Consider the following 11,223-nt stretch of genomic DNA (forward strand, 5'->3'; position numbering starts at 1 on the left):
ATATAAAGAGGAGGTACTTTCATGGCTTCAATAAGAATAAGCGGCTCTGTTGGCTTGGGTGGTAAAAATGTGGATGGTGACATTCGTACGGTACAAAGGTCTATTAACCAATTGCTTGGTTCTTTAAAGGGAGTAAAGGAACTTAAAGTGGATGGGAAACTAGGCTCTAGACCGGAAAACTCCAAGACTGTCGCCGCAATTAAAGCTTTTCAGAAAAACCTTGTTGGGATGGCTCGTCCAGATGGAAGGATAGATGTGAATGGAAGAAGCCATCGTAAGCTAAATGAGTATTTAAAACGAACACCTGAGACTGCGGTGGCATATACGTTACCCTTGGTTGGCTCAAGAGATGCGTTGACGGACTTGGATTATAGCAAAGTAGCTGAAACTCTTGGATGCGAAGTCGCTGCTATTAAAGCTGTAGCTGAAGTTGAGAGCCGAGGAGAAGCCTACTTTAGCAATGGTAAGCCAAAGATTTTGTTTGAGGCTCATATATTTTCGAGACTCACTTCAAGAGCCTACGATAACAGTCATCCGAGTATTTCAAGTCGGCATTGGAATCGAAGTCTGTACGTTGGTGGTGTCTCAGAATACGTACGTTTAAATAAAGCGATTGAACTGAATTCAAATGCAGCAATCCGCTCCGCATCTTGGGGACGTTTCCAAATTATGGGCTTTAATTTCAAGTTAGCTGGTCATGTTACCGCTGAATCCTTTGTTAAAGCTGTATTCGAGTCGGAGAAGAAACAACTTGAGGCTTTTGTTACGTTTATCCAAAAGTCTGGCTTAGGTGAACATATAAGAGATAAAAATTGGGCTGCCTTTGCTCGTGGTTACAATGGTTCTGAGTATCAGAAAAATCAATACGACGTCAAATTAGAAAAGGCTTACAAAAAATATGCTTCGATTAAAAATGCTGCGTAACATTTCTTTGCTTGGACTTATTTTTAGTTCATCTGCTTGTGCTTCCAGCCACACTAATACTGCGCTATTTAAGTGTGATGTTTCACATCCTAACCGTCTAGAAATATCAATAGAAAATATAAACAGTCAGGTTCTACTGTCGGAGCTTAATTTAGGGGGGAGCAGTATTGAAAGAACCTTAGTTATAAAGGACTTTAAATTAGACCAGTATCATCGAGCGTTGGTAGATGAGAAGTCACTGGAATTTAGTATTGGTGAGCGCGTCATATTAGTCAGTGAGTACTTTAGCGAGGAGTTTGGTGAGGTAGAGAAGATACTCAGTGTTACTTTGAGAGAGCCTGAGCAAACGCAGTACTTTGAATGTGAGGAAGGGAGTATGAGTAACCTTGCATTGCTTTTCCATGAGAGTGTTGAATAATCGATTGCAGAGTAATTATTACCAAAGCGTAATAGTGTTTTCGAATTTACCCTAATTATCTTGTTATTTGTAATCGATATAATCGTCCACCTTACCACGGTAAGTAGATTTTCTCATTCAAGTAACGAGGAGGGCTTATGGCCGTAGGGTGGGCAAACGACGATAGTGTCAGCCAACAAATTCAAAACACAATAGACGACGAGATTTCTCGTGTTCGTGGCAGTATCACAAAGGGTGAGAGCGCCCATTACTGCGATGAGTGTGGTGATGAGATTCCGGAAGCTCGTCGTCTTGCTATGAAAGGCGTTCGTCTGTGTATCGAATGTCAGTCAACAATCGAATTGGTATCTCAACGCCAAGCATTGTTCAATCGACGAGCGAGTAAAGACAGTCAACTCCGATAACTTTACTGTTCTAATAAATAATGAGACGGTTTGAGTCTCATACTCAAACCGTTTTCGTATTGAATTGGACTATGAAGCGAAGCAGTCTTTACGTTGCAACGCCGCATCAATCGCGTTAACTAGCTTCTCAATATCTTCCGGCTTGCTGATGAACGGCGGCATCATATAAATCAGTTTGCCAAATGGACGAATCCAAACTCCGTGTTCAACAAACAAGGCTTGGATGGTTTCCATATTCACAGGGCGATGCGTCTCCACTACGCCAATGGCACCTAGCCAACGGGTGTTCTTCACCAACTCGTATTCTTCAAGTTTTGGTAGTAACTCAGAAAACAGCGTTTCAATTTGTTGGGTTTGTTGCTGCCAATTACCTTGCTCAATCAATTCCAAACTTGCGGTGGCAACAGCACAGGCGAGTGGATTCCCCATAAAGGTTGGACCGTGCATAAAACAGCCTGCATCACCACCACAAACGGTGTCTGCTACGTGTTTGCTCGCCAGGGTCGCAGAGAGGGTCATGTAGCCGCCAGTGAGTGCTTTCCCGACACACAGAATGTCTGGTTGAATGTCTGCATGTTCGCAGGCAAACAACTTACCGGTACGACCAAATCCGGTAGCGATCTCATCTGCAATCAATAACAAGCCGTATTTGTCGCAAAGCCTACGCACGCCTTTGAGAAATTCTGGATGGTAGATGCGCATGCCGCCTGCGCCTTGAACAATAGGTTCTAGGATCACCGCAGCAAGTTCTTCATGGTGCGTTTCAATCTTGTGCTCGAAGTCGGTAAGGTCCTCTGGCTTCCATTCATCCCAATAACCACAAGTTGGTGACTCCGCAAAGATATGCTCAGGCAAAAAGCCTTTGTAAAGAGAGTGCATTGAGTTATCAGGATCGGTAACCGACATAGCCGCAAAGGTGTCGCCGTGATAACCGTGTCGCAAAGTAAGAAACTTCGGTCGGCGTTCGCCTTTTGCATGCCAATATTGCAGTGCCATTTTTAAGCTGACTTCTACGGCAACGGAGCCTGAATCGGCAAGGAATACATGTTCAAGGTTATTTGGTGCAAGGGACAATAGCTTCTTACACAAACTGATTGCTGGCTGGTGGGTAATCCCGCCAAACATCACGTGAGAGACCTGATCGATTTGCTGGTGAGCGGCTTGATTTAAATGCGGATGGTTGTAGCCGTGGATCGTCGACCACCAAGAAGACATGCCATCGACCAGCTCAGTACCGTCTTCCAATTTAATATGAACACCATTTGCCGATGCCACTGGGTAGCAGGTCAGAGGTGTCAATGTCGAAGTGTAAGGATGCCAGATATGCTGGCGGTCGAAGGCGAGATCCATGTGCGATTCCAATAATAATTGAGGTTAAAAAACAGACAGATGTAAACTTTGTTCTTTTGCGTTGTGTTGACAGTTTATCGAGACTCAGTAGACTGTCAACACAACAACAAAAGTGACTAAAGGAATACACGTGGAAGTTCGTCATAACTGGACGCATGCTGAAGTGCGCGATCTCATGGAAAAACCATTCATGGATCTCCTATTCGAAGCGCAGCTTGTACATCGTCAATATCAACAAACCAACCATGTTCAAGTAAGCACGCTTCTGTCGATTAAGACAGGTGCTTGTCCAGAAGATTGTAAGTACTGTCCTCAGAGTGCTCGTTACACCACAGACATCGAGAAAGAGCGTCTGATGGAAGTAGAACGCGTACTCGATGCTGCGCAAAAAGCCAAAAATGCTGGTTCTACTCGATTCTGTATGGGCGCAGCATGGAAAAATCCAAAAGAGCGTGACATGCCGCATTTGACCGACATGATCAAAGGCGTGAAGGACATGGGTTTAGAAACGTGTATGACATTAGGTATGTTGACACCAGATCAAGCAAAGCAATTGGCAACCGCAGGTCTGGATTACTACAACCACAACCTAGATACCTCACCTGAGTTCTACGGCAACATTATTACCACACGTACTTACCAAGACCGTTTAGATACTTTATCTCACGTACGTGATGCTGGCATGAAGATCTGTTCCGGTGGCATCATCGGCATGGGTGAAAGTGCTAACGACCGAGCAGGTTTGTTGGTTGAATTGGCTAACTTGCCGGTACACCCTGAAAGCGTTCCAATCAACATGCTCGTGAAGGTAAAGGGGACACCACTGGAAGAAGTGGATGATGTTGAGCCTTTCGATTTCATTCGCCTGATTGCGATTGCACGAATCATGATGCCTCAATCAGCCGTTCGTTTATCCGCCGGCCGTGAAAACATGAACGAACAAATGCAAGCGCTGTGTTTTATGGCGGGTGCAAACTCCGTTTTCTATGGCTGCAAACTTCTGACCACACCAAACCCTTCTGAAGACAAAGACATGATGCTGTTCAACAAGCTCGGTATTAACAGCCAAGAGGTGTCTCAAAAACCTGATGAAATCGAAGAAAACGAGTTACTCGATCGCGTCGTAGAGCGCGTTGCTGCTCGTCCAACAAAAGACGACCTTTTCTACGATGCCAGCGTTTAAATCTCGTATCGAGTCCGCCCTTGCTGAGCGTAAAACGCAAGGGTTGAATCGTTCTATGAATGTGGTGTTTGCCGGTAACCAGTCCGTTTTGGAACACGAAGGCAGACGCTACATTAATTTCTCAAGTAATGATTATTTGGGCTTGGCCAATGACCAAGCGCTTGTTCGGGCTTGGCAGCAAGGTTTAAGCGTATACGGCAGTGGCAGTGGGGCATCACCAATGGTGACTGGCTTTAGTGCAGCACACAGCAATTTAGAAGCCGCACTAACTGAATGGTTGAGCTACGACAGAGCAATTCTGTTTGGTTCTGGATTCAGTGCTAATCAAGCCTTGTTGTTCACCTTGTTAGAAAAAACAGACGTATTGATCCAAGATCGTTTGAATCATGCTTCACTGATGGAAGCGGGGATGTTGTCACCAGCTAAGATGAAGCGTTTCAAGCACAATGACATCGAGCACCTGAAGTCGCTGATTAATAGCGAAGGCAACCATCTAGTTGTGACTGAAGGGGTATTCAGCATGGACGGTGACTGTGCACCACTCGCTGATATCGCTGCTGTCGTTGATAGCCACAATGCATGGTTTGCTGTCGATGACGCTCATGGAATTGGTGTTCTCGGTCAATCCGGTGGTGGTTCTTGCGAGTTGGCAACGGTTAAGCCTGAGTTATTGGTCATTACCTTCGGTAAAGCGTTTGGTATGTCTGGCGCGGCTATTTTATGTGACCACGCAACGGGGGACTTTTTAACTCAGTTTGCTCGTCACCATGTGTATTCCACGGCGATACCGCCAGCACAAGCGTATGCGTTGACTCATGCAGTCTCGATGGTTCAAGAGCAGTCTTGGCGACGTGAAAAGCTCTCTGAGCTTAGTGAAGTGTATCGAGATAGCCTTAGCGACCTTGAGGGGTTTGTTGAGACTCAAACTTCGATTAAGCCCTTTTTGATTGGTGAATCTGAATTGGCTTTGCGAGTAGCAGGTGCTTGTCGCCAAAACGGTATTTGGGTGACTGCTATTCGCCCTCCGACGGTGCCTAAAGGAACGTCTCGTCTTCGAATCACACTCACTGCCAATCACACTAATGAACAAGTTAAAACGCTTTCAATCGCATTGAAGCAAGCATTAGGAGCGCTGTAATGGATAATGCAACTACCGCATTAGCGCAAACGCTCGCGTTAGAGAGTTTCCATCAAGATAAAGACGCGATTGCCTCTTCGTTTGGTAAAGCAGCAGAAACATACGATAAACATGCGGCTTTTCAACGTGATGTCGGGCATCAGCTGCTTGATAAACTTCCTGAAAACTTGACGGGAAAACGTGTATTGGATTTAGGTTGTGGCACGGGTTATTTCTCCCAACTACTTCAACAACGCGGTGCGGAAGTCGTCTGCGGCGATATCTCTCAAGCCATGTTAGATAAAGCAGAGCAGCGTTGTGGTGCAGTACGAATGCATTACCAAGTTGCTGATGCTGAAAACTTACCATTTGACGATGATAGCTTCGATTACGTGTTTTCAAGTTTAGCGCTGCAATGGTGTACAGATTTAAGTTACCCACTAAAAGAAGTGCGCCGCGTGCTAAAAAATGGTGGGAAAGCGTGGTTCTCTACACTGGTTGATGGATCACTGTATGAGCTGCGTGCATCATGGGAAAAAATTGATGCATATCAACACGTCAATAACTTTCTAACGCTCAATCAGGTAAAAATTGCGTTAGCGCAATCTCGATGTGACAGCCATCAACTAGACTTGACCACCATCACAGTTTGGTACGACTCTGCATTTTCAGTTATGCGTGACCTCAAAGGTATAGGTGCAAATCACGTAAGCGGGCGCTCACACGGTTTAACTAGTCGCGAGACTTTGTTAAAAGTTGAGCATGCGTACCAAGCGTTTAAAAACGATCAAGGTCTTCTACCTGCAAGTTATCAGGTTTGTTTTGGAGTAATACATCTATGATTGATGCTTTTTTTATTGCTGGTACGGATACTGATGTTGGAAAGACGGTAGCGTCTAAAGCCATTTTGCAAGCGATCGCCGCAAAAGGACTAAACACTATTGGTTATAAGCCAGTGGCAGCAGGGAGTGACAAGACTGAAGCCGGATGGCGTAACTCTGATGCTTTACACTTACAAGACGCCGCAACACTCGATGTGGCCTATGATGATGTGAACCCATACGCTTTAGAGTTGCCTGCTTCTCCCCACATTGCAGCGAAGCATGAATATGTCGAAATAAGTTACGATGTTCTGAGTCAAAAACTGGCTCAACATAAGCAGCAAGCCGATGTTGTTCTCGTTGAAGGTGCTGGAGGCTGGCGTGTGCCAGTATCCGATACGGACTGTTTATCTACATGGGTAAAAGAAGAGCAGTTACCTGTTGTACTGGTGGTTGGCATTAAATTAGGCTGTTTGAGCCACGCTTTACTCACAGCAGAGAGTATTAAAGCGGATGGTTTGAATCTTGTTGGCTGGGTGGCAAACCGCGTCAACCCAGGCACAGAGCACTACGCTGACATTATCGAGATGCTAGAAGCACGTATCGATGCACCTAAGCTTGGGGAAATTCCATATATTCCAAGTGCTAAACGTAAAGAGCTAGGCAAGTACATTAATGTAGAGCCGTTGCTAAACACTGACTAATGGTGTTTAGGGTAAAAGACTAAAAAACCAAAGGGCTGCGCAATGCAGCCCTTTCTTGTTGGTGTAACCTAAAAAGTCAGATTACTTATCTTGGCTGAGCCCCATCAATGCTTGTTGTGTTTCTGCAACACGCTGAGACATATGATGATCGGTTGAAATACCAAGTTGTTGCTTTGCCTCGTCCTCTGAGATGCCTAGGTGACAACGCAGTAAATCAATAGCCATTTGATAGTCGTTAGTTTCTACCATGGTTTTTCCCTCAATACATGGAGTTTTTGAGCTCACCCAATGCACTTTTTGCAATGTACTTAGAGTGGCTCTGTTTTGTTCATCTCATTCGAATTTAGCATGTCCATGTAGCCGCACAATAAGACCAAAGTCTATAGCAGAGCTAACGTACTGTTTTTGGTCTATTAAAAAATTTCTAGCTAAGTTGCTAAGAGGTGATAGATTTAACACCAAGATCATCTATCAATAGATGATGGGTAGCTCAGAGCTTATTTTATCATTTTGATAAATGTATATGAACGGAGGTTCCGGCTCCTACCAAAGCATGTTTTGAAATCGCTTGAATCAAATATTTCAGTCCCGAAAACAAATGTTGCAATTTATTGCTTAACCTTGTTTTTATCGCGGATAGACTATATCTATAACGCACGGAACATGAAAATCAACGGAATTGGCTTTTATAGCGATTACCATTTGTTCCTTATAACAATCCGTTTTAAAAAAACGATAAGCTTCCTCGGAGAAAAGTAATGAAGCGAATTATGTTATTCCTAGCAACTAACCTAGCTGTCGTGCTAGTGCTTAGTGTTGTTCTGAATATTGTTTACGCTGTAACTGGAATGCAACCAGGCAGTCTGTCAGGTTTACTTGTAATGGCTGCTGTATTTGGTTTTGGTGGCGCATTTATTTCGTTGATGATGTCAAAGGGTATGGCGCTACGCTCGGTTGGTGGTATGGTCATTGAAAGCCCGCGCAACGAAACGGAGCATTGGTTAGTCGAAACTGTGGGTCGTCAAGCTCAACAAGTGGGTATTGGTATGCCAACGGTGGCTATTTATGATTCACCAGATATCAATGCATTTGCGACAGGTGCAAAACGAGATGACTCTCTTGTCGCCGTTTCTACTGGTCTTTTACACAATATGACTCGTGATGAGGCAGAGGCAGTACTTGCACACGAAGTGAGCCATATTGCAAATGGTGATATGGTCACGATGACGTTGATGCAAGGTGTCGTGAACACGTTTGTTATCTTCCTATCACGCTTTATTGCCAATATCGTGGCATCGAACGATGATGAAGAAGGCCAAGGTACAAATATGATGGTTTACTTTGGCGTATCCATGGTGCTTGAACTGGTATTTGGTTTCCTAGCTAGCTTCTTGACTATGTGGTACAGCCGTCATCGCGAATTCCACGCGGACGCAGGTGCTGCGCGCCTCGTTGGCAAAGAAAAAATGATTGCGGCTCTAGAGCGTTTGAAGGTGAGTCATGAATCTCAACTGGATGGCACCATGATGGCGTTTGGTATCAATGGCAAGCAGTCGCTGACTGAGCTATTAATGAGCCACCCTCCGCTAGATAAACGTATTGCAGCGTTGCGAGGCCAGCAATACTAATTGTTCCTACTTAAATAATTGTTAATCTGCTGAAAAGGCTTGGTTTTGACCAAGCCTTTTTTTTCGCCGATTGATCGCGTGCGAACTTCATCACGTACTACTTACAGAAATAAAGTTATACAAAATTATTTTTGTACAACTTTGGTGGAATGAACTATCTTGTACATATAATAATTTTGTACAACTTAATGGGCGTGTAGGAGTAAAAAATGGACATACAGTCTGTTGGCAATATCTATCAAAAGCTCAACAAAGCGAACTTACATCTACTTAAGGATATATATCACCAAGATGTAGTATTTGAGGACGCAGCGCATCGTTTAGAAGGATGGCCAGCACTTTCGGATTATTTCACCTCATTATATGCCAACGTCATCAGTTGTGATTTTGTAATCCATGAGCATCAACAAGTCGGAGATACAGGCTTCCTAACTTGGACAATGGACCTTCAGCATCCCAAACTTCAGAAGGGGGCGCCTATTCTCGTCAATGGTGTTTCGCACCTCAAATTTAGCGAAGGTCAGGTCATTTATCACCGAGACTATTTTGATCTCGGAGAGATGCTCTATGAGCATTTACCGTTACTTGGTTCAGTCGTTAAAACCATCAAGCAGAGGTTAGGACAATGAACTACACCATCTTAATCACAGGCGCCACCTCCGGAATAGGAAGACAGCTTGCCCTAGATTACGCGAACTCAGAATGGAATGTGATTGCTTGTGGTCGGAATCAAGATGTTCTTGCAGAACTGGAGGCAGTTTCCTCCAAAATTCATACATTGCAGTTTGATGTGACAAATTATGAGGAAACTCAGCAGGCGCTCTCTAATTTGCCCTTTACGCCAAACACATGGGTTTTTAACGCAGGCGATTGTGAGTACATGGATGAGGGAGTGGTCGACGCGAAACTCATGGCGCGTGTGATGAACGTAAATGTTGTCGGTGTTGCTAACTGCGTCGAAGGCTGCCAAGTGCATTTAGAGAGAGGGCACCGCATTGTTATTGTTGGCTCTATCGCATCAGAAGTGGCACTGCCTCGTGCTGAAGCTTACGGCGCATCCAAAGCGGCAGTCAGTTATTTTGCACGCACGCTCGCCGTCGACTTGAAAAAGAAAGGGATCAAAGTGGTAACGGTGTTTCCTGGTTTTGTTGAAACGCCGTTGACTGACAAAAACGACTTCGAAATGCCAATGATCATTTCTACTCAGCAAGCGTCGGACTCTATCAGGAAGCAGTTAGCCGCCAACAAGACCTATATCTATTTCCCAGCGAGATTTACCAGTATTTTACGTTTTATCTCGTTACTTCCATACAGTTGGCAAGCTCGCCTAACTGCTAAACTCGTATCATAAGAAGGAATAAAAATGAAAACAGCAGGAAGAAAGAAGATAGCGATTGTGGGAACGGGAATCTCTGGCCTTACTTGTGGTTATTACTTGCATAAAGAACATGATGTAACGCTGTTTGAAGCGAACGATTACATCGGTGGCCATACTGCAACCGTTGATGTGAGCCTTGATGGTAAAGAATACGCGATAGATACTGGGTTCATCGTCTATAACGACCGTACGTACCCTAATTTCATTAAAATGATGAGCGAGATTGGCGTTGAAGGTCTGCCGACTCAAATGAGCTTCAGTGTCAGAAACGATGGGAACGGACTAGAGTACAACGGCCACACAGTGTCGACATTGTTTGCTCAAAAACGCAACTGGGCAAACCCTAAATTTTATCGATTTATCTTCGAGATACTTCGTTTCAATAAACTTGCCAAGCGCTTCGCTAGCGAGCAATCCTCGCACTCTCAGACGTTAGGTGAGTTCCTTGATGAACACAAATTCAGTGCTTTCTTTACCGATAACTACATATTACCGATGGGTGCTGCGATTTGGTCGTCGACTTTAGCTGACATGCGCGCATTCCCTCTTATGTTCTTCTTACGTTTCTTCCTCAACCACGGTCTGCTAGATGTGACTAACCGACCACAATGGTATGTGATTAAAGGTGGTTCACGTTCATACATTCCACCATTGACCAAAGGCTTTGCGGAGAATATTCGTCTTAATAGTCCTGTCGAAAAAGTGGTTCGCAACGAAAAAGGGGTTGGCGTTCAAGTTCGCGGAGAAACGCATTGGTTTGATGACGTTATCTTTGCTTGTCACAGTGATCAAGCAATGAGAATGCTAGAGGATATCAGCCCAATTGAGCAGGAAATCTTGGGGGATATGACATACCAAGCAAATGAAGTTGTTCTTCATACCGACTCTGCCGTACTACCAAAACGTAAGGCAGCATGGGCATCATGGAACTACCTATTGGAAGGCAGTGAGGAGGAACAGCAACGCCTCCCTTCGCTCACTTATAACATGAACATTCTTCAGCATATTCAATCAGAACACACGTTTTGTGTAACGTTGAATAGTACTGAGCAAATTAACTCAAATAAAGTCTTGCGTTCGTTCACTTATCATCATCCAGTATTCACCACTGAGTCTATTGCAGCGCAGCAGCGCAAAAATGAGATACAGGGTAAACAAAGTACCTGGTTCTGCGGCGCTTATTGGTACAACGGTTTTCATGAAGATGGCGTGCGTAGCGCGCTTGATGTTGTGAAAGAACTAGAAGAAAAGTACCGCGAACAAAATGTGGTTCCTTTCGAAAAAGGCGCAGCGTGA

Annotated in this window: 13 protein-coding genes; 11 read left to right on the plus strand and 2 right to left on the minus strand. The window is 44.5% G+C overall.

The window, feature by feature from the left end; all coding sequences use genetic code 11:
- Positions 1-21 precede the first annotated feature (21 nt).
- The 3 genes from R7F07_RS09180 (at position 22) to R7F07_RS09190 (ending at position 1,746) form a co-directional block, all read left to right on the plus strand.
- Positions 22-924: an N-acetylmuramidase domain-containing protein gene (locus R7F07_RS09180; RefSeq protein WP_171342740.1), complete on the plus strand. Its 903-nt coding sequence runs from the start codon at positions 22-24 to the stop codon at positions 922-924.
- Positions 914-1,342 (plus strand): hypothetical protein, encoded by a 429-nt coding sequence (locus R7F07_RS09185; protein WP_053349537.1) that lies wholly within the window; start codon positions 914-916, stop codon positions 1,340-1,342. The genes R7F07_RS09180 and R7F07_RS09185 overlap by 11 nt, the downstream gene beginning before the upstream one ends.
- Before the next feature lie 137 nt (positions 1,343-1,479).
- A complete protein-coding gene (locus R7F07_RS09190; RefSeq protein WP_005437185.1) occupies positions 1,480-1,746 on the plus strand; it encodes a DksA/TraR family C4-type zinc finger protein in 267 nt (88 codons plus the stop codon).
- A 69-nt stretch (positions 1,747-1,815) separates the two neighbouring features.
- Here R7F07_RS09190 and bioA read toward each other — a convergent pair whose 3' ends face one another.
- Positions 1,816-3,096: an adenosylmethionine--8-amino-7-oxononanoate transaminase gene (gene bioA / locus R7F07_RS09195; protein WP_005388097.1), complete on the minus strand. Its 1,281-nt coding sequence runs from the start codon at positions 3,094-3,096 to the stop codon at positions 1,816-1,818.
- Between the two features lie 130 nt (positions 3,097-3,226).
- On the opposite strand from bioA, the gene bioB reads away from it, so the two are divergent.
- From bioB to bioD, 4 genes are read left to right on the plus strand one after another with little or no spacing between them, the layout of a single operon-like run.
- Positions 3,227-4,279: a biotin synthase BioB gene (gene bioB / locus R7F07_RS09200; RefSeq protein ID WP_086369529.1), complete on the plus strand. Its 1,053-nt coding sequence runs from the start codon at positions 3,227-3,229 to the stop codon at positions 4,277-4,279.
- Positions 4,266-5,417, plus strand: coding sequence for an 8-amino-7-oxononanoate synthase (gene bioF / locus R7F07_RS09205; protein WP_171342739.1), 1,152 nt, complete (start codon positions 4,266-4,268; stop codon positions 5,415-5,417). The genes bioB and bioF overlap by 14 nt, the downstream gene beginning before the upstream one ends.
- The gene (gene bioC, locus R7F07_RS09210) at positions 5,417-6,238 is read left to right on the plus strand and encodes a malonyl-ACP O-methyltransferase BioC (RefSeq protein WP_005388087.1); all 822 of its coding nucleotides are present in this window, start codon (positions 5,417-5,419) and stop codon (positions 6,236-6,238) included. Before bioF ends, bioC begins: the two co-directional genes overlap by 1 nt.
- Positions 6,235-6,921, plus strand: coding sequence for a dethiobiotin synthase (bioD, locus tag R7F07_RS09215; RefSeq protein WP_171342738.1), 687 nt, complete (start codon positions 6,235-6,237; stop codon positions 6,919-6,921). Before bioC ends, bioD begins: the two co-directional genes overlap by 4 nt.
- An 81-nt stretch (positions 6,922-7,002) precedes the next feature.
- Here the strand turns inward: bioD and R7F07_RS09220 are convergent, their stop codons facing one another.
- A complete protein-coding gene (locus R7F07_RS09220) occupies positions 7,003-7,170 on the minus strand; it encodes a hypothetical protein (protein ID WP_005378215.1) in 168 nt (55 codons plus the stop codon).
- A gap of 509 nt (positions 7,171-7,679) precedes the next feature.
- On the opposite strand from R7F07_RS09220, the gene htpX reads away from it, so the two are divergent.
- From htpX to R7F07_RS09240, 4 genes are all read left to right on the plus strand, one after another.
- Positions 7,680-8,549, plus strand: a complete 870-nt coding sequence (htpX, locus tag R7F07_RS09225; protein WP_005388085.1) for a protease HtpX — start codon at positions 7,680-7,682, stop codon at positions 8,547-8,549.
- Positions 8,550-8,758: 209 nt separating this feature from the next.
- Positions 8,759-9,178: a nuclear transport factor 2 family protein gene (locus R7F07_RS09230; protein WP_005378211.1), complete on the plus strand. Its 420-nt coding sequence runs from the start codon at positions 8,759-8,761 to the stop codon at positions 9,176-9,178.
- On the plus strand, positions 9,175-9,900 hold the full coding sequence (locus R7F07_RS09235) for an SDR family oxidoreductase (RefSeq protein WP_054702694.1): 726 nt from the start codon (positions 9,175-9,177) through the stop codon (positions 9,898-9,900). The genes R7F07_RS09230 and R7F07_RS09235 overlap by 4 nt, the downstream gene beginning before the upstream one ends.
- A 12-nt stretch (positions 9,901-9,912) precedes the next feature.
- Positions 9,913-11,223, plus strand: a complete 1,311-nt coding sequence (locus tag R7F07_RS09240) for an NAD(P)/FAD-dependent oxidoreductase (RefSeq protein WP_171342737.1) — start codon at positions 9,913-9,915, stop codon at positions 11,221-11,223.

Origin of the sequence: Vibrio sp. YT-16 (assembly GCF_033337405.1) — a bacterium.
Classification (GTDB): Bacteria; Pseudomonadota; Gammaproteobacteria; order Enterobacterales; family Vibrionaceae; genus Vibrio; species Vibrio alginolyticus.

Coding starts and splice junctions, on each gene's coding strand:
- R7F07_RS09180 (WP_171342740.1), top strand. CDS start 22: ATGGCTTCAATAAGAATAAGCGGCTCTGTTGGCTTGGGTGGTAAAAAT.
- R7F07_RS09185 (WP_053349537.1), top strand. CDS start 914: ATGCTGCGTAACATTTCTTTGCTTGGACTTATTTTTAGTTCATCTGCT.
- R7F07_RS09190 (WP_005437185.1), top strand. CDS start 1,480: ATGGCCGTAGGGTGGGCAAACGACGATAGTGTCAGCCAACAAATTCAA.
- bioA (WP_005388097.1), bottom strand. CDS start 3,096: ATGGATCTCGCCTTCGACCGCCAGCATATCTGGCATCCTTACACTTCG.
- bioF (WP_171342739.1), top strand. CDS start 4,266: ATGCCAGCGTTTAAATCTCGTATCGAGTCCGCCCTTGCTGAGCGTAAA.
- bioC (WP_005388087.1), top strand. CDS start 5,417: ATGGATAATGCAACTACCGCATTAGCGCAAACGCTCGCGTTAGAGAGT.
- bioD (WP_171342738.1), top strand. CDS start 6,235: ATGATTGATGCTTTTTTTATTGCTGGTACGGATACTGATGTTGGAAAG.
- R7F07_RS09220 (WP_005378215.1), bottom strand. CDS start 7,170: ATGGTAGAAACTAACGACTATCAAATGGCTATTGATTTACTGCGTTGT.
- htpX (WP_005388085.1), top strand. CDS start 7,680: ATGAAGCGAATTATGTTATTCCTAGCAACTAACCTAGCTGTCGTGCTA.
- R7F07_RS09230 (WP_005378211.1), top strand. CDS start 8,759: ATGGACATACAGTCTGTTGGCAATATCTATCAAAAGCTCAACAAAGCG.
- R7F07_RS09235 (WP_054702694.1), top strand. CDS start 9,175: ATGAACTACACCATCTTAATCACAGGCGCCACCTCCGGAATAGGAAGA.
- R7F07_RS09240 (WP_171342737.1), top strand. CDS start 9,913: ATGAAAACAGCAGGAAGAAAGAAGATAGCGATTGTGGGAACGGGAATC.